This is a genomic window from Bacillus sp. EE-W1 (assembly GCF_009760835.1).
Classification (GTDB): Bacteria; Bacillota; Bacilli; order Bacillales; family Bacillaceae_G; genus Bacillus_A; species Bacillus_A wiedmannii.
Map to the genome: position 1 here is coordinate 180,640 of NZ_WIPE01000074.1, position 17,731 is coordinate 198,370.

The 17,731-nt window shown below is 37.2% G+C and carries 15 protein-coding genes and 1 pseudogene; 5 read left to right on the forward strand and 11 right to left on the reverse strand.

What is annotated here, in order from left to right; translation table 11 throughout:
* The first annotated feature begins 71 nt into the window (after positions 1–71).
* On the forward strand, positions 72–1,781 hold the full coding sequence (locus GFJ36_RS20125) for an Rqc2 family fibronectin-binding protein (RefSeq protein WP_087985060.1): 1,710 nt from the start codon (positions 72–74) through the stop codon (positions 1,779–1,781).
* A gap of 49 nt (positions 1,782–1,830) precedes the next feature.
* On the opposite strand, the gene GFJ36_RS20130 is transcribed toward GFJ36_RS20125, so the two are convergent.
* Positions 1,831–2,994, reverse strand: a complete 1,164-nt coding sequence (locus GFJ36_RS20130; RefSeq protein WP_097889665.1) for a lysozyme inhibitor LprI family protein — start codon at positions 2,992–2,994, stop codon at positions 1,831–1,833.
* A 543-nt stretch (positions 2,995–3,537) separates the two neighbouring features.
* On the opposite strand from GFJ36_RS20130, the gene GFJ36_RS20135 reads away from it, so the two are divergent.
* Positions 3,538–4,608, forward strand: a complete 1,071-nt coding sequence (locus GFJ36_RS20135; RefSeq protein WP_088064298.1) for a M24 family metallopeptidase — start codon at positions 3,538–3,540, stop codon at positions 4,606–4,608.
* Between the two features lie 42 nt (positions 4,609–4,650).
* On the opposite strand, the pseudogene GFJ36_RS20140 reads toward GFJ36_RS20135, so the two are convergent.
* Positions 4,651–4,987 (reverse strand): annotated as a pseudogene (locus GFJ36_RS20140) (YoqO family protein).
* 15 nt (positions 4,988–5,002) lie between these two features.
* Positions 5,003–5,368, reverse strand: coding sequence for a YoqO family protein (locus GFJ36_RS20145; RefSeq protein WP_088064299.1), 366 nt, complete (start codon positions 5,366–5,368; stop codon positions 5,003–5,005).
* Positions 5,369–5,534: 166 nt separating this feature from the next.
* Between GFJ36_RS20145 and GFJ36_RS20150 the strand changes: the two genes are divergently transcribed.
* The 3 genes from GFJ36_RS20150 (at position 5,535) to GFJ36_RS20160 (ending at position 8,042) form a co-directional block, all read left to right on the forward strand.
* A complete protein-coding gene (locus GFJ36_RS20150; RefSeq protein ID WP_088064300.1) occupies positions 5,535–6,920 on the forward strand; it encodes a hypothetical protein in 1,386 nt (461 codons plus the stop codon).
* A gap of 167 nt (positions 6,921–7,087) precedes the next feature.
* Positions 7,088–7,342 carry a YbeF family protein gene (locus GFJ36_RS20155; RefSeq protein WP_001003934.1) on the forward strand — a complete coding sequence of 85 codons (255 nt, stop codon included), beginning with the start codon at positions 7,088–7,090 and terminating at the stop codon, positions 7,340–7,342.
* Between the two features lie 22 nt (positions 7,343–7,364).
* The gene (locus GFJ36_RS20160; RefSeq protein ID WP_157349727.1) at positions 7,365–8,042 is read left to right on the forward strand and encodes an HAD family hydrolase; all 678 of its coding nucleotides are present in this window, start codon (positions 7,365–7,367) and stop codon (positions 8,040–8,042) included.
* A gap of 39 nt (positions 8,043–8,081) precedes the next feature.
* On the opposite strand, the gene pyrE is transcribed toward GFJ36_RS20160, so the two are convergent.
* Genes pyrE through pyrB form a run of 8 tightly spaced genes read right to left on the reverse strand, consistent with a single transcriptional unit; the run spans position 8,082 to position 17,595 of the window.
* Complete coding sequence (gene pyrE, locus GFJ36_RS20165; protein ID WP_097889663.1) at positions 8,082–8,714, reverse strand: orotate phosphoribosyltransferase; 633 nt, start codon at positions 8,712–8,714, stop codon at positions 8,082–8,084.
* Complete coding sequence (gene pyrF / locus GFJ36_RS20170) at positions 8,711–9,427, reverse strand: orotidine-5'-phosphate decarboxylase (protein ID WP_097889662.1); 717 nt, start codon at positions 9,425–9,427, stop codon at positions 8,711–8,713. The genes pyrE and pyrF overlap by 4 nt, the downstream gene beginning before the upstream one ends.
* Complete coding sequence (pyrD, locus tag GFJ36_RS20175) at positions 9,412–10,341, reverse strand: dihydroorotate oxidase B catalytic subunit (protein WP_001081053.1); 930 nt, start codon at positions 10,339–10,341, stop codon at positions 9,412–9,414. Before pyrD ends, pyrF begins: the two co-directional genes overlap by 16 nt.
* Positions 10,338–11,117: a dihydroorotate oxidase B electron transfer subunit gene (gene pyrK, locus GFJ36_RS20180; RefSeq protein ID WP_000983346.1), complete on the reverse strand. Its 780-nt coding sequence runs from the start codon at positions 11,115–11,117 to the stop codon at positions 10,338–10,340. Before pyrK ends, pyrD begins: the two co-directional genes overlap by 4 nt.
* On the reverse strand, positions 11,114–14,332 hold the full coding sequence (carB, locus tag GFJ36_RS20185; RefSeq protein ID WP_097889661.1) for a carbamoyl-phosphate synthase large subunit: 3,219 nt from the start codon (positions 14,330–14,332) through the stop codon (positions 11,114–11,116). The genes pyrK and carB overlap by 4 nt, the downstream gene beginning before the upstream one ends.
* On the reverse strand, positions 14,317–15,414 hold the full coding sequence (locus tag GFJ36_RS20190) for a carbamoyl phosphate synthase small subunit (protein ID WP_097889660.1): 1,098 nt from the start codon (positions 15,412–15,414) through the stop codon (positions 14,317–14,319). Before GFJ36_RS20190 ends, carB begins: the two co-directional genes overlap by 16 nt.
* Positions 15,411–16,697 carry a dihydroorotase gene (pyrC, locus tag GFJ36_RS20195; protein ID WP_001108374.1) on the reverse strand — a complete coding sequence of 429 codons (1,287 nt, stop codon included), beginning with the start codon at positions 16,695–16,697 and terminating at the stop codon, positions 15,411–15,413. Before pyrC ends, GFJ36_RS20190 begins: the two co-directional genes overlap by 4 nt.
* Positions 16,681–17,595: an aspartate carbamoyltransferase gene (gene pyrB, locus GFJ36_RS20200; RefSeq protein ID WP_048546070.1), complete on the reverse strand. Its 915-nt coding sequence runs from the start codon at positions 17,593–17,595 to the stop codon at positions 16,681–16,683. Before pyrB ends, pyrC begins: the two co-directional genes overlap by 17 nt.
* Positions 17,596–17,731 lie beyond the last annotated feature (136 nt).

Genomic DNA, 17,731 nt, shown 5'->3' on the forward strand with positions numbered 1-17,731 from the left:
ATTGAAAGCTTATTCAGCCTCGTCCAAAAAAATGCTATAATTAACTTTTAGTTAGAAAGGAGTGTTCATTTATGGCATTCGATGGATTATTTACAAGAGCAATTACACATGAAATTGCAAATTCTCTTTACACAGGAAGAATTTCCAAAATATATCAACCTTCAAAATACGAGATTTTATTACATATTCGAGCAAACGGAAAAAATCAAAAACTAATTCTTTCCGCTCATCCGACATATGCACGTTTACACTTAACAAATCAAAATTACGATTCACCTGCACTTCCGCCAATGTTTTGTATGCTTCTTCGTAAGCATTTAGAAGGTGGGTTCATTGAAAAAATTGAACAAATTGATTTAGAGCGCATTATTCAAATTACCGTTCGTAGCAGAAATGAAATTGGTGACGAATCGCTAAAAACATTAGTAATTGAAATAATGGGACGACATAGTAACATCATTTTAGTAGACACAAAAACAAACAATATTTTAGATAGCTTAAAACACGTTTCTTTAGCGGTAAACAGACATCGGACTGTATATGCTGGAGCGGAGTACATTGCACCACCAGCACAACATAAAATTAACCCACTCCAGATTGAAACAAATGATGAATTTATTAGACCGCTAGACTTTCTATCTGGAAATATGGATAAACAGCTTGTCGGCACCTTCACGGGAATTTCGCCGTTATTCGCAAAAGAAGTAGTGAAAAAAGCAGGTATGGTAAATGAAAAAGCATTAGCGGACGCATTTTTCTCCATACAAAAACCATTACTAACTCATACATATTCACCAACAATGACTACTTCAAATGGGAAAGAATTCTTTTATCTTTTCCCTCTTGCACACTTGCAAGGAGAAGACAAGACATTCTCATCTGTTAGTGAATTGCTAGACCGTTTCTTTTTCGGAAAAGCAGAGCGCGACCGTGTAAAACAACAAGCTTATGATTTAGAGCGCTTTATGCAAAACGAAAAAAATAAAAATGAGAAGAAACTCATTAAACTAGAAAAAACATTACAAGATGCCGGAAAAGCAGATAAATATCAACTATTCGGAGAACTACTTACAGCCAATATGTACGCTTTGAAAAAAGGTGATAAAGATATTGAAGTCGTTAACTATTACGACGAAAATGGCGGAACTGTAAAAATTACATTAGATCCTTTAAAAACACCATCTGACAATGCGCAACGCTATTTCCAAAAGTACCAAAAAGCGAAAAATTCAGTTGTTGTTGTAGAAGAACAAATCGAAAAAACAAATGAAGAAATTATTTATTTTGATAGCTTACTTCAACAAATGGAAGCTGCTTCTTCAAAAGATATTGAAGAAATTCGCGAGGAATTAGCTGAAGAAGGTTATATGCGCAATCGTAAAGCAAAAAATGCTAAGAAGAAACCAACTAAACCGGTATTAGACAAATATTTAGCTAGTGACGGAACAGAAATTTTCGTCGGTAAAAACAACAAGCAAAATGATTATTTAACAACGAAGTTTGCCCGTCGTGATGAAATTTGGTTACATACGAAAGATATCCCTGGGTCTCATGTTGTCATTCGTTCTCTTGAACCTACCGAAGAAACCGTGTTAGAAGCTGCTAAAATCGCTGCCTATTTCAGTAAAGCAAAAGATTCTAGTTCTGTTCCTGTAGATTTCACCAAAATACGCCATGTCAAAAAACCGAGTGGTGCAAAACTTGGTTTTGTTACGTACGACAATCAGCAAACCGTATATGTAACACCTGATGCTGATACTGTAATGAAATTAAAAGCGTAAATAAAAAATGCGTTGCTTATAAGCAACGCATTTTTTACATTCGTTCACACTAGTTCATATACCCATTCACTAATTCATAACATCTTTCTTTTGTCATCTTGTATTTTTCATCTGCTGCTTCAATATATTTCATCGTTCCATTATTTTCATCCATAGCAATTGCTTTAACCTTACTTTCCTTTTCTTTAACCCATGCAACTTGTTTCTTTTTCAACGACTGAAACGCATCAGCTGACATCGTATTTTTTAATGTGCTGTAAATTTCATTTAGTTTATTATCCCACAGTTGATAATTTCCTTCTATTTCATTTACTATGTCATTTGTTGACATAACATTTGTATGTTTTTCTTGGTTTTCTAGAGCTGCTAACTCATTTAAAACCTTAGTTTTCCCCACCGCTGACGAAGTTTCTTTTTTTGAACTAGTAGACGTACTAGAATCATTCCCCTTAACTGTTTCTTGCTCTTGAACAAAATCTTTTTTCGTTACCTTTTCTTGCTCTTCATCATCTACATTGTGAGTAATAACCGAGTTTTTTGCGTCGACAGCAACTACTCCGTTACTTTCTTTAAAAATATATTTTTTATTTCCACTATTCTCTTCTCTAACGAAAGAGACATTCTTGAAACCTTGTACTCTAAGAAGTTCTTTAGCTTCTTCTTTAGTTAACTTTAAATCTACTGACGTATTTGATGACCATCTATCCATTAACCATTTTCCATCGGTATACACTAAGACAAATTCCCACATCTCCGCTTCATTACCCATATCATTTGCAAGAGTAAGCGTCTCAATCTTTAAGACATCATTTTTCTGTGAATAAGTTGTCCTCACGTCCGGCTCAATATGAATCGGAAATGGTAACATATCTGTTTCCCTTGATCTATTAAATGTATCAAGCAATCCTGGAAGCTCCTTCTCCACAAACTTATCTGAAACTAGCCCCTCAACGCCTTTTTTAGCTGTAGCTAAATCTCCAGGATTATTTCGGCTCCATCCATTTTCTTTTTCCATCTCACTAAATGCATTTGCTATTGCATCTACACTCTTTCTTACAATCTTTTTCGCTTCTTTTTCTTTCACTTCTGGCGCTTCATCAAGCTGTTCAATCGTTTCATTTACTTGAACTTTGTTTTCACCTTTTTCACAACCTGTTACAACTAGCATACTAGCAGCCAAGCAAAATGATATTACTTTACTTAATTTCTTCATGTACTCACAATCCTTATTCCTTCATATTCGTTACGTTTCCCTATTTCCGAGAGAAATCCAACAATTACCTATTATATCAATAACAGTTGTTTATTTATATATTAAATTTTATATCAGAACGAAACAAAGGACATACTTTCAAAATATATACTAAAAACCTCTTATCCTTTTCTTCCATATTGTCAAAAAAATTGACAGCGCTCTTTCGAATTTGTATAAAATTTTTGACACCTTGTAAAGAAACTGAAATTGTGATCGATATTTTTCTCATTCTCCCACTGATAATTGAAATAATCTGTATTTCACGAGCAGCCCACCACCCATAAATAGCGGGATAAAGTGAAACTTTAATCAGTGGGGGTTTTCTTCATCCCCCACCTAACTCCTTTGCTTTCGCTGAATTTTGAGGTGTGGGTCTTACTGCCCATTAAAGCGGGATAAATTCCCTACCTAAAAGATATGCAATTTCTGTTATCTTTTCTCTAACAATATTTTTTGGCACGCTATTTGCTTTATTCAATACTGTGAATAGGGGGAATTAACATGACTTTAAAAATTAATAAAATCCAAAATCAACTACAAAATTATGAAATTGACGGATTGCTTATTACAAAAAAAGAAAATCGCCAATATGCAACAGGCTTTACAGGTAGTGCTGGCGTCGTCTTAATCTCTGCGGATAAAGCTGTTTTTATAACTGATTTTCGCTATGTAGATCAAGCAAAATCACAAATAAAAGATGCTGAAATTATTATGCATAAAGGAAATTTAGAAAAAGAAATTGCAAATCAAGTATCAAAATTAAACATTCAAAAACTCGGAATTGAAGAGAACAACATGACATTGCAACAATATAAAAACTTACAAAAATACGTACATGTAGAAATGGTTCAAGTGTGCGAAATCATCGAAAATATTCGTATTATTAAAGACATGCCTGAAATAGAAACAATGAAAATCGCAGCTAATATTGCTGACGAAGCATTTCACCACATCCTTACGTTTCTAAAACCAGGAATAAGTGAAAATGATGTACGAGATGAGTTAGAATTTTTCATGAGAAAAAAAGGAGCTACATCCTCTTCATTCCAAATCATTGTAGCTTCTGGCGTTCGTTCTTCACTTCCTCATGGAGTTGCATCAAATAAAATAATCGAACGAGGCGACGTTGTTACATTAGATTTCGGTGCACTTTACGATGGATATTGTTCCGATATAACTCGTACTGTAGCAATCGGAGAACCATCCGAAGAATTCAAAAAGATATACAATGTTGTACGAGAAGCGTTAAAACGTGGGACTGAAGCAATTAAGCCTGGAGAAACTGCGAAAAGTATCGATGATATAACGAGAGATTACATTACAGAACATGGATACGGTCAATATTTTGGACACTCTACTGGTCATGGTCTTGGATTAGAAATACATGAACCTCTTCGTCTATCCCAAGAAAGTAAGGCTACTTTAGAAGAAGGTATGGTTGTTACCGTTGAACCTGGTATTTACATACCAAACTGGGGCGGTTGTAGAATTGAAGATGATATTGTCATCACAAAAGACGGATATGAAGTTATTACAAAATCAAATCGGGAACTAATTGTTATCCCTTGTTGAAATCATAGAAAAAAATGCCACCGAATAAGGTGGCATTTTCTTTTATTCATTAGCGAATAGCTTTTCATTTACTTTTTTAGCGACTACCGCTACCAACATTAAAATGCATATTAAATATATCGATTTCGCAATAAATAACCAGCCTTGAAACATTACAATTCCATCTATTATCTCATTTCCTTTCAATAACAAAAATGGAATCGTGCTTATTACAATGACAAACTCGATGCTGAAAACAATTTTCTTTTTTCGGCTATATGCCTTCCATTCTTTCCAGCGATACATAGGTGCAAAAATCAATACTCCTATACATATGCCCTGAAACAACTGATAATAGTAAACAAACGAGCACACCATAATAACCTATTTTCTCTCTCATTCGTACTCCCCCATTCTACTTCTCCTTTAATATGTAACTTACTACGCTTATAACAATTCTTAGAAAAACAACAACGACAATTACAAGATAAAGACCTTTTGCAGAAGACATCCATTCTTGAAAAATAGACATTTTCTCCATTTGCTTCTGCCCTTCTATTAAAATAAACCCTACGAAAAATGAGCAAATAACAATGATACCTATCATCATTCCGATACTTTTCTTACTATATTGTTTCATATCTTCCCAGTTATATAAAAGTATAAATACAAACCCGAAAACAGGTATAATACTGATCCATTCATTACTTGTAAACAGATTCAAAATGATTAATAGACTACAAGAAAGGATGAATCCCCAAAACCCAATTTTTTTGCGCATAAACCCTCCTTAAATTCCATTTTTAGGATTAATTGTATTGTAACATCCATTTCTACTTCTTACCATTACAGTACATGAAATTTCACTTTTTTCTTTTTCCTATACTCACATACTTTTACTGCTTTCATACAATAAACTACACGAATGCCTAAAGGATGTGAATGTTATGGGAGTTGAATTAACGCTGTTGCATGCTCTCTATATTCTTTGTTTACTCACTATTATTACTTTTTTTATTCTCCGGAAAGATACGACGATTATTTGTATCGTTTTTATCTTTTTATTAGCATTAACCGCTACAAGTTCTATCCCTCTTGCCGTTAGCGGTATTTTTCAAAGTTTCATTTACGCTATTACTGAACTATTACCAACTATATTAATCATCTCCATTATCGTATCAATGAGCAATCTACTCGTTCATACTGGCATAAATGATACGATGATTTCACCATTTACAAAGATGATTCGTACCCCTACCCTCGCCTACTGGATTATCGGCCTTTTAATGATGACAATTTCTTTCTTCTTTTGGCCTTCTCCAGCTGTCGCTTTAATGGGAGCTATTTTATTACCCGTCGCTGTACGCGTCGGCCTTCCACCAATTGGAGTTGCCATTGCTATGAACTTGTTCGGACACGGCATCGCCTTATCTGGTGACTTCGTTATTCAAGGTGCACCGAAATTAACAGCGGATGCTGCTGGTTTTCCTGTTTCCAGCGTTGTTTCTGCCAGTGTTCCCCTCGTTATCGTTATGGGTATTGTGACAACTTCCGTCGCATTTTTCTTCTTACGAAAAGAATTCCATACAGGCTTATCTATACAAGAATCTATCCCATCAACTGAGTCTTCTAAAACGCTCACTTCATTATCTCCTCGGACAAAAAAATGGCTCGCTATTTGTATTCCGATCGTATATGCCATCGATATCCTTTGCATGATTCAATTTAAACTACAAGGAAGCGACGCAACTGCACTTATCGGCGGGACGACTGTTATTATGATTATCATTATTTCCCTCATCGCTTACAAAGGAAATGGACTGAATAAAACGACCGATTATTTTATAGAAGGGCTCCAATTTGGATTTAAAATTTTCGGCCCAGTTATTCCAATTGCTGCACTCTTTTATTTAGGAGATAGCGGTTTTGTAAAAATTATCGGAGACTATTTACCGAAAGGTTCACATGGAATCATTAACGACTTAGGGATCGCCTTATCTCAAACTGTTCCTTTAAACCAATATGTATCGGCGGGAACATTAACTATCGTTGGTGTCATAACAGGCTTAGATGGGTCTGGTTTTTCCGGTATATCACTTGCTGGTTCAATTGCCAATCTTTTCGGAACAGCACTTGGGCATGGAACAGCTACATTAACAGCACTCGGGCAAATTGCTGCAATCTGGACCGGAGGCGGGACTTTAATTCCTTGGGCGCTTATTCCTGCCGCTGCCATTTGTAAAGTGGATCCATTTGAACTTGCAAGACGAAATTTTTTACCGGTTGTGATTGGCTTAATTGTCACCACAATCGTTGCGATGTTTATCCTATAACATAAGCAAGTGTTCTCTTGCTTATGTTTTTTTATTGTAAAATTCATCATGAATTACTGGCTTTCAAAAGGAGTTATGTATATGTTAGCGAAATTATATTAAGAGAGTATTTATTCCAAAACGTTTACGAGAAACAGATTACTTCCATTAGAAAAGGGGACATAACTATGAATGAATTGATTTTCGTCTTATTAATTTGTCCATTACTTATCTTTATCGTTTCTGTTATTGGAACGCGCAAGACGAAAACGTATTACGTAATGCCGATTGTAACGTTTGCTAGTTTTTTAATAATAGGTGTTATCGCCTTTACTCCAAAATTTTTCTTTTGGGTTGGCATGTATAGCATTTTCTCATTTATTGTTTCTTATATGACGCTATTGTTTGTAAGAGGATATGAAGTTGCGGAAAATGCTAAATAGTTGTTAGCAAGGAGACAGGAATATGGTTTTCTTTGATATTGATGGAACTTTACTTGATTATGAGGCCGCTGAAAGAAATGGTATTATAGATTTTTTTCAAATATATAATACTATTTTTTCAGGCAATGAATTAGAGGCAACGAAAGTCTGGCATGAATTATCAGAAGAATATTTCAACAAATTTTTATCCAAAGAATTATCTTTTCAAGAACAACAAAGTATGCGAATGTATCATTTATTTAAAGCATATGGAGTAAACTTATCTCCCGAGGAATCTCAGCATAAATTCAATCAATATATAGAACTATATAAGAACAACTGGACCGCGTTTGAAGATGTAAACTATACATTACAGACCTTGCAGGAAAAAGGGCACTCATTAGGTATCATTAGTAATGGTGAATATGAGCAACAAGTCGAAAAGTTAACTACTCTAAACATTCTACAATATTTCAAATACATATTTACTTCTAGTGAAATTGGGATATCGAAACCAGACCCTAAAATTTTTCAAAGAACTGTATTACAATCAAATCTTGAACTGAAAGATTGCTATTATATTGGCGATCGATTAGAAACAGATGCAATTAGTAGTACAGCAGCTGGAATGCATGGGATATGGTTAAATCGGGATAACTTGCAACTCAAGTTTGATGTTCCTACTATCTGTTCTTTACATGAAGTTTTAACAATAATATAAAAAGACGACCGCGTTCCCCCGCGGTCGTCTTTTTTCGTGTTACGCTGTGATCCAAGCTTCATTAGCTGGATTTTTACGCCACTCTTGTAATTTTTTCGTTTCAGCTTGTCCGATCATACCTTTTTCTGCTGCAACTTCAGTTAATGCACTGTAATCACTTAAAGAATATGATGCTACGTTTGCTACTTCTAGTTTCTCTTTTCCTGACTCAAGCTCGTATGTGAAGATTGATACGATTCCTAATACTTCACAGCCAGCTTCGCGAAGTGCTTCTACACATGTAATTGCACTACCGCCAGTTGAAATTAAGTCTTCTACTACTACTACTTTTTGACCTTTTTCAGCTTTTCCTTCGATTTGGTTCCCTTTACCGTGACCTTTTGCTTTACTACGCACGTAGCACATTGGTAAATCCATACGATCGCTTACCCATGCAGCGTGCGCAATACCAGCAGTTGCTGTTCCTGCAATAACTTCTACAGTTGGGAAGTGCTCTTTAATTAACTCTTCTAATCCAGCTGCAATCGCTTGACGTACTTTTGGATAAGATAAAGTTAAACGATTATCACAATAAATTGGTGATTTCATACCTGAAGACCAAGTGAATGGATCATTCGGTTGTAAAAATACTGCTCCAATTTCTAATAAATGCGATGCGATTTCTTTTTTCATACTGTTACACCTTCCCACTGTTGTTTTACTGTTTTATACGCTTCAAGCGGATTTCCCGCTTTTGTAATACTACGTCCAACTACGATGTAGCTTGAGCCAAGTTCCCTCGCACGTTTCGGTGTTGCTACGCGCACCTGGTCATTTACATCATCGCTTGCAAGACGAATCCCCGGTGTTACTGTTACAAATTCATTTCCGCATACTTCACGTAATTTCGGAACTTCAAGTGTTGAACAAACAACACCATCAAGTCCACTTTCTTTCGTTAGTTTTGCATAATGAGCAACCGCTTCTTCTAACGTTTTCTCAATGCCAATCTCTTTTTTCATCATAGCTTCCGAAGTGCTTGTTAGTTGTGTAACTGCAATACAAATCGGTCTCTCTTTTCCTTCTTGCTTACCTTCCTCTAATCCCTCAATCGCAGCTTTCATCATACTGCTTCCCCCAGCAGCATGAACATTTACCATATCAACATCTAGACTAGCTAGGCTACGCATAGCGCTTTTTACTGTATTCGGAATATCATGAAGTTTTAAATCTAGGAAGATCTTATGCCCTTTTTCTTTTAAGTACGTAATAATCGCAGGGCCTTCTTTGTAAAATAACTCCATACCCACTTTGACAAATAACTCTTCCCCTTCAAAGTGGTGTAAGAATTGTTCTACATCTTGTTTCCCTGGAAAATCTAGTGCAACGATTAACGACTGTGACATGTTTGTTTCCAGCTCCTTCCTTGACATTCCGAAATATGATCAAATCCTAATTCATCTAGTAATGCTGGTAATTCTTCAATAATTGTCGGACATACGAACGGATCGATAAAGTTCGCTGTTCCAACTGCAACCGCGCTTGCGCCAGCATAGAAGAATTCAATTACATCTTCCGCAGTTTCAATACCACCCATTCCGATAATCGGAATGTTAACCGCTTGACTTACTTCATGTACCATACGAATTGCTACTGGCTTAATCGCAGGACCTGATAATCCGCCTGTACGGTTTGCTAAAATTGGTTTAGCTGTTTTTAAATCTAGACGCATACCAAGCAATGTATTAATCATCGTTAAACCGTCCGCACCCGCATTTTCAATTGCTTTTGCAATCTCCACAATGTTTGCCACGTTCGGTGACAATTTCACATATACCGGTACTTCAGAAACCTCTTTTACTCGCTTCGTTAAATCAGCAGCAATTTCAGGATTCGTACCAAAAGCGATACCACCCGTTTTTACGTTTGGACAAGAAATATTTAATTCTAGCGCATGAACATTAGGTGCCTTTGAAATTTCTTTCGCAACTGCTACATAATCCTCAGCTTGTGAGCCAGCAACATTCGCAATAATCGGAAGATCAAATTGCTCGAGAAAAGGTAATTCAGAATTCATTACCTTTTCTAATCCAGGATTTTGAAGCCCGATTGCATTTAGCATTCCGCCTGGTGTTTCCGCAACACGAGGCGTTGGGTTTCCGTAACGAGGCTGTTCTGTTGTCGCTTTAATCATAATTGATCCAAGTACACTTAAATCATAGAACTGTGCATACTCACGACCAAATCCGAAGCAACCAGATGCTGGGATGATTGGATTTTTTAATGATAACCCTGGTAATTCAACTTGCAATCTGTTCATAGTACAACCTCCCCGATTGGAAATACTGGTCCGTCGCTACACACCTTCTTGTAAGAATGTCCACTCGGATCTGCTTGTAAATGGCATACACATGCGAAACATGCTCCAATGCCACAGCCCATACGCTCTTCTAATGAAATGTAGGCTTTTCTCTCTTTATAGCGTCCTTCTAATGCACGAAGCATCGCTAAAGGTCCACATGAGTATAGAATGTCAAAGTCGATTCCATAGCTATCAATTACATCTGTTACAAAGCCTTCTGTACCATGCGTACCATCAACTGTTGCAACATACGTATCACCAAGCTCTGCGAATTTCTCTTCATAGAAGACAACATCTTTCGTTTGGAAACCTAAGATGTGAATAACGCGTACTCCCTTTGCTACAAGACGCTGTGACAATTCATATAGTGGTGGTACACCAATTCCCCCTCCAACTAATAGAGCCGTTTGTCCAGCTTCCGCTTCTTCTACAGGAAAACCATGTCCAAGTGGTCCTAACACATCTACAAGTTCGCCTTGTTTTCTTTTCGCTAATGTTTTTGTTCCTTGTCCTTCCGCACGATATAGCATTGTAAATTCGTTCTTGTCTTGATCGACATTACAAATACTAATTGGGCGGCGCAGAAGGGGCGTAATGCCCTCTGCTACCTTAATGTGTACAAACTGCCCTGGATCGTTCATTTGCTGCACTAGATCCCCTTGAAGCACTAATTCGTAAATGTTTTTTGCGATTTCTTTTTGGTTAACGACGATCATATTTTGCTTTTGCATCATGCATGTACCACCTCGTGACGCTTCGTTTGCGTAATTTCTTTCATTGAATGAGCTGAGAATGTCATAGATTCTAGTACTCGTAAGATTGCTCTCGTTGTATCAAGTGATGTTAAGCAAGCCACACCATTTTCTACTGATTCACGGCGAATGCGGAAACCATCACGCGCTGGTTGTTTGCCTTTTGTTAATGTATTGATTACAAACTGTGCTTTTCCTTGACGGATAATATCAAGTAAGTTGTATTCTTCAGAATCAATTTTATTTACAACTTGCACTGGAATGTTTTGCTCTGCTAACGATTGTGCTGTTCCAGCTGTTGCTAATAAGTTATAGCCGATTTCGTGGAAACGTTTTGCAATTTCCATTGCTTCTTCTTTATCTTTATCCGCTACAGTGATGATTACTGATCCGTGCGTTGGGATGTTAATTCCTGAAGCAACTAACCCTTTGTATAATGCTTTTTCAAGTGTTAAGTCTTTACCCATTACTTCCCCTGTTGATTTCATTTCAGGTCCTAATGTTGTATCAACTGAACGTAGCTTCGCAAATGAGAATACCGGTGCTTTTACATACACTTCTTTCTCTTCTGGGTGATAACCAGTTCCATATCCTTGTTCTACAAGATCTTGACCTAAAATAACTTTCGTTGCAACATTCGCCATCGGTACGCCTGTAATTTTACTTAAGAATGGTACTGTACGACTCGCACGTGGATTTACTTCAATTACATACACTTCATCTTTGAATACTACAAACTGAATGTTTAGTAATCCAACAATGTTTAAACCTTTTCCAAGTGCAATTGTATGTTCAATAATTTGTTCTTTCAGTTTTGCAGATAAGCTTTGCGGTGGATATACTCCGATTGAGTCACCAGAGTGAACTCCAGCGCGTTCAATATGTTCCATAATACCTGGAATGAATACATTCTCACCGTCTGAAATTGCATCTACTTCAATTTCTTTACCAACCATGTAACGATCGATTAATACTGGGTGATCTGCGTGAACTTTAACCGCATTTTTCATGTAGTGCAGCAGTTCTTCTTGACGATATACGATTTCCATCGCGCGTCCACCTAGTACGTAAGATGGTCTTACTAATACTGGGTAACCAATTTTTTCAGCGATTGCTACCGCTTGCTCTACAGTCGTTGCTGTTTTACCAACTGGTTGCGGAATACCAAGTTGTGTTAGAGCTGCTTCAAACTTATCACGATCTTCTGCACGGTCTAAATCTTCAAGTGATGTTCCTAAGATTTTCACACCGTGAGCCTCTAATTTAGCAGCTAAGTTAATTGCCGTTTGTCCACCGAATTGGACGATAACACCTTCTGGTTTTTCTAAATCGATAATGTGCATTACATCTTCGATTGTTAATGGTTCAAAGTATAATTTGTCAGAAATACTGAAGTCTGTTGAAACTGTTTCTGGATTGTTATTAACAATGATTGCCTCATATCCCGCTTCTTTAATTGCCCATACAGAGTGAACTGTTGCATAGTCAAACTCAACACCTTGACCGATACGGATTGGACCAGATCCTAGAACTACTACACTCTTACGATCTGTTCTAACTGATTCATTCTCGTCACCATATGTGCTGTAGTAGTATGGTGTTGCAGATTCAAACTCTGCCGCACAAGTATCTACCATTTTATAAACAGGAGTTATGTTGCTTTCTTTACGCATATCGTAAATTTCACGCTCTGTTTTGTTCCAAGCATTGGCGATGTAATGGTCACTGAAGCCCATTTCCTTCGCTGATTGTAATACTTCCATATTTCCTACATTTGCTTTTACTTCGCGTTCCATGTTTACGATATTTTCAACTTTTTGTAAGAAGAAGAAGTCCATTTCACACCAATTGTTGATTTCTTCTTTCGTTACACCTTGACGAATTGCTTCTGCTACAATAAACAGTCGCTCATCATCAGCTTTTATAATGCGTTTTTTCATTGTCTCTTTATCAAGCTCTTTTAAATGCTCTAACTCTAAGTGATAAACACCAAGTTCTAAAGAACGAATCGCTTTTAATAATGATTGCTCTAAGTTACGTCCGATTGACATAACTTCACCAGTTGCCTTCATTTGTGTACCCAGTGTTCTGTTTGCTGATTCAAACTTATCAAATGGCCAGCGTGGAATTTTTGAAACAACATAGTCTAATGCTGGTTCGAAACAAGCATATGTTTTTTGTGTTACTGGATTTATAATTTCATCTAATGTTAAACCGACTGCAATTTTTGCCGCTAGCTTCGCAATTGGATATCCAGTTGCTTTAGATGCTAGTGCAGATGAACGACTTACACGCGGGTTTACTTCGATTACATAATATTGGAAGCTATGTGGATCAAGTGCAAGCTGAACGTTACATCCACCTTCAATTCCTAATGCACGAATAATTCGTAATGAAGTGTTTCGTAACATTTGATATTCACGGTCACTTAATGTTTGGCTCGGTGCTACAACGATAGAATCACCTGTGTGAACCCCAACTGGATCGATATTTTCCATGTTACATACTACAATCGCGTTATCATTTGAATCACGCATTACTTCATATTCAATTTCCTTACAACCAGCAATGCTCTTTTCTAATAAACATTGTGTTACCGGACTATGTTTTAATCCACCTGATACGATTTCAATTAGTTCTTCTTCATTACTACAGATTCCGCCACCTGTTCCCCCCATTGTAAATGCTGGGCGAACAATAACTGGATATCCAATTTCTTTTACAAATTCATGTGCTTCTTCTAGCGTATGAATAATGGTACTAGATGGAATTGGTTCATTTAATTCCTGCATTAAGGTACGGAATAAATCACGATCCTCCGCTTGCTCGATTGCTGATAATTTTGTTCCTAAAATTTCAACTCCGCACTCTTCAAGTATGCCTGATTTCGCAAGTTCAACAGCCATATTCAGGCCTGTTTGACCACCTAATGTTGGTAAGATTGCATCTGGACGTTCTTTACGAATGATACGGCTTACGAATTCTAGTGTTAATGGTTCTATATATACTTTATCTGCCGTTGCAGTATCTGTCATAATTGTTGCTGGGTTAGAGTTAACAAGGATTACTTTGTAACCTTCTTCTCTAAGAGATTGACAAGCTTGTGTACCAGAGTAGTCAAACTCTGCTGCTTGCCCAATTACAATTGGTCCTGATCCGATTACTAAAATTGTGTTAATGTCTAGGCGTTTTGGCATAACTCTTCCCCTTCTTTCTTGAAGTTTTCAATCATTGCTAAGAAATCTTCGAACAAATCGTTTGCATCTTCTGGTCCTGCAGAAGCTTCTGGATGGTATTGTACTGTAAATGCTGGGAACTTCGTATGACGAAGACCTTCTACTGTTCCATCATTTAAAGCAACATGTGTAATTTCAAGTTCTGTATTTTTAACTGATTCATCTTCTACTGCGTAACCATGATTTTGAGATGTAATTGCTACTTTTCCAGTTGCAAGATGTTTTACCGGATGGTTTAAACCACGGTGACCGAATTTTAACTTACTTGTATTCGCACCAGATGCTAGAGCGAATAGTTGATGTCCTAAGCAAATTCCGAATAAAGGAACTTTACCGATAATGTCTTTTAACATTTCAATTGCTTCTGGTACATCTTTTGGATCTCCAGGTCCGTTACTTAACATAATTCCATCTGGGCTAAGACGTAAAATTTCTTCTGCTGTTGTATTGTAAGGTACTACAATTACATCACAGTCACGTTTATTTAATTCTCGTAAAATACCATGTTTCATTCCGAAGTCTACAAGTACAACTCGGTGTCCACGGCCTGGGCTTGGGTATGGATCTTTCGTTGATACGCGTTTCACGTGATCTGTAAAGACTGTCGCTTTTAATTGGCTCACGATGTATTCCACATCTGCATCCATGTTACATAGACGTCCACGTAATGTACCGTATTGACGAATTTTTCTCGTTAATTTTCTTGTATCAATTCCTGCTAACCCTGGGATATTTCTTTCTTTTAAGTAATCATTTAACGAAATTTCATTACGGAAGTTTGATGGATGATCACAAATTTCGTTTACGATTAAACCATTTACAGATGGGTGAATTGATTCAAAATCGTCACGGTTGATGCCGTAGTTTCCGATTAATGGGTACGTGAATGTTACGATTTGACCGCAATATGATGGATCAGATAATGTTTCTTGATATCCAGTCATTCCTGTTGTAAATACAACCTCACCTGACTTTTCGATTTCTCCTCCGAAACCTTTTCCAATTAATACTGTTCCATCTTCTAAGATAAGTTGTCTTTTCATACTAATGCACTCTCCTTTTGCCATGCGATCTTACCACCAACGATTGTCATTACCGGCCATCCTTGGCATTTCCAACCTGCGAATGGTGTATTTTTTCCTTTTGATAAGAATGTTGTTGGGTCAATCTCTTCTTCTTGTTCTAAATCAATGATTGTAATATCAGCTGTTCTACCTTCTTTCAGGCGACCTGCTTCTAAGCCGAATGTATCAGCTGGTTTTTCTGTTAAGAATTGAATTAACTGCTCTAATGTAATAATTCCTTTTTTCACAAGGTTTGTGTATAGAAGTGGGAATGCTGTTTCAAAACCAGTAATTCCGAATGGTGCTCTTTCAATTCCTTGCGCTTTCTCTTCCGCTGTATGCGGTGCATGATCAGTTGCGATCATATCAATTGTTCCATCTAATAAACCTTCAATTAGTGCTGCGTGATCTTCTTTTCCACGAAGCGGCGGGTTCATTTTAAAGTTAGGATCAGCTGATGGGATATCATCTTCACATAACACTAAGTGATGAGGTGTTACTTCTGCTGTTACTTTAATTCCAGCGCGTTTCGCATCTCGAATTACGCGTACAGAACCTTTCGTACTTACGTGACATACGTGATAGTGACAATCTGCCGCTTCAGCAAGCAGTATATCCCTTGCAATATGTACAGATTCACATACTGATGGGATACCGTTTAATCCGTGTTTCTCAGAAAACTTCCCTTCATGTACACAACCTTTATTAATAAGAGTATTCTCTTCACAATGCGCAACTACTGCCATATTTAATTTCGCTGCACGCTTCATAGCAGCTAACATCATGCTAGCATCTTGTACGCCTACACCGTCATCAGTGAAAGCAAATGCTCCAAGTTCTTTTAATGTTTCGAAATCTGTCATTTCAGAACCAGCTTGGCGTACTGTAATTGCTCCGTATGGTAGTACGTTGACATGCGCTTTTTCTTTAATACGATTTTGCAAGTCTTCCATATGTTCTCTGCAATCTGGTACTGGGCGTGTATTTGGCATTGCACAAATTGTAGTGAATCCACCTTTTGCCGCTGCTAGTGTACCTGTTTCAATTGTTTCTTTATGTTCACCACCTGGTTCACGAAGGTGTACGTGTACATCTACTAATCCAGGTGCGATTAACTTTCCGTTCACATCGATTACTTCAGCATTATCTGCCGTAATATTTTCTGCTACCTTAGCGATTTTACCGTCTTGTACGAGAAGATCTGTTGCTACGATTTTTCCTTCTTCATTCATATAACGACCATTTTTAAACAAGTAATTCATGTTTCATTCCTCCTAATACATTTGGTAAGGCGCGTTTTAGTACAGCCATTCTTACGTAAACTCCATTTTCCATTTGTTTAAATATGCGTGAACGCTCACACTCAACAAGTTCACTTGCAATTTCAACATCACGGTTTACAGGAGCTGGATGCATAATAATGCTTCCTTCTTTCATACGCTTTTCTCTTTCCACTGTTAATCCGTGTTTCTCATGATACTCTTTCATAATGTCTGTTTCATAATGATCATGACGCTCATGTTGTACACGAAGTAACATCATTACATCCACTTCTGGAACAAGTTCATCTAATGGTTTGTATGTTCCAAACGTGCTGTCTTCATCTTTCCACTCTTCTGGACTTGCAAAGTAAATTGTTGCACCCAGTTTCGTTAATGCTTCTGCATTAGAACGTGCTACTCGGCTATGACGAATATCTCCTACTATCGCAATCTTTAATCCTTCAAATCTTCCAAACTCTTGTTTAATTGTAAGAAGATCGAGTAGGCACTGCGTTGGATGGTTTCCACATCCATCTCCAGCGTTTAAGATTGGGATATTTACCTGTTCTTTTAGTTCATCGAAGTAGCGATCTTGCTCATGGCGGACGATCACCGCTTTTGTTCCGATTGATTCCAGTGTTCTTATCGTATCGTATAAAGTTTCTCCTTTTTGTACGCTTGATGCATCCGCTGAAAAGTTTAAAACTTCAAGTCCTAATCTCTTCTCAGCAACTTCAAAGCTAAATCTCGTTCTCGTACTATTCTCAAAGAACAAGTTCGCAACAAAAGTTTGCTCTGTCGTTTTGCTCTCTTTTCCATTCGCGAAATCTTCTGCGTCTTTTAGGATTTCTGAAATTTCTACTTCCGATAATTCACTCATCGTTAACAAATGGCTCATCGTCATCCCTCATCTTTCTGATTTTTATGTTACCACTTTTGTATTTTTATAACAACTTTTGTATAAAAATACCCTAGTCATTTGAGACTAGGGTGCAAGGAAGAAGCCACCCTTTCCGGTCTCACAGGACTGAATT

What these genes read in the sequence shown, in the direction of transcription:
- GFJ36_RS20125 (WP_087985060.1), top strand. Translation starts at nt 72, where the DNA reads ATGGCATTCGATGGATTATTTACAAGAGCAATTACACATGAAATTGCA.
- GFJ36_RS20130 (WP_097889665.1), bottom strand. Translation starts at nt 2,994, where the DNA reads ATGAAGAAATTAAGTAAAGTAATATCATTTTGCTTGGCTGCTAGTATG.
- GFJ36_RS20135 (WP_088064298.1), top strand. Translation starts at nt 3,538, where the DNA reads ATGACTTTAAAAATTAATAAAATCCAAAATCAACTACAAAATTATGAA.
- GFJ36_RS20145 (WP_088064299.1), bottom strand. Translation starts at nt 5,368, where the DNA reads ATGCGCAAAAAAATTGGGTTTTGGGGATTCATCCTTTCTTGTAGTCTA.
- GFJ36_RS20150 (WP_088064300.1), top strand. Translation starts at nt 5,535, where the DNA reads ATGGGAGTTGAATTAACGCTGTTGCATGCTCTCTATATTCTTTGTTTA.
- GFJ36_RS20155 (WP_001003934.1), top strand. Translation starts at nt 7,088, where the DNA reads ATGAATGAATTGATTTTCGTCTTATTAATTTGTCCATTACTTATCTTT.
- GFJ36_RS20160 (WP_157349727.1), top strand. Translation starts at nt 7,365, where the DNA reads ATGGTTTTCTTTGATATTGATGGAACTTTACTTGATTATGAGGCCGCT.
- pyrE (WP_097889663.1), bottom strand. Translation starts at nt 8,714, where the DNA reads ATGAAAAAAGAAATCGCATCGCATTTATTAGAAATTGGAGCAGTATTT.
- pyrF (WP_097889662.1), bottom strand. Translation starts at nt 9,427, where the DNA reads ATGTCACAGTCGTTAATCGTTGCACTAGATTTTCCAGGGAAACAAGAT.
- pyrD (WP_001081053.1), bottom strand. Translation starts at nt 10,341, where the DNA reads ATGAACAGATTGCAAGTTGAATTACCAGGGTTATCATTAAAAAATCCA.
- pyrK (WP_000983346.1), bottom strand. Translation starts at nt 11,117, where the DNA reads ATGATGCAAAAGCAAAATATGATCGTCGTTAACCAAAAAGAAATCGCA.
- carB (WP_097889661.1), bottom strand. Translation starts at nt 14,332, where the DNA reads ATGCCAAAACGCCTAGACATTAACACAATTTTAGTAATCGGATCAGGA.
- GFJ36_RS20190 (WP_097889660.1), bottom strand. Translation starts at nt 15,414, where the DNA reads ATGAAAAGACAACTTATCTTAGAAGATGGAACAGTATTAATTGGAAAA.
- pyrC (WP_001108374.1), bottom strand. Translation starts at nt 16,697, where the DNA reads ATGAATTACTTGTTTAAAAATGGTCGTTATATGAATGAAGAAGGAAAA.
- pyrB (WP_048546070.1), bottom strand. Translation starts at nt 17,595, where the DNA reads ATGAGCCATTTGTTAACGATGAGTGAATTATCGGAAGTAGAAATTTCA.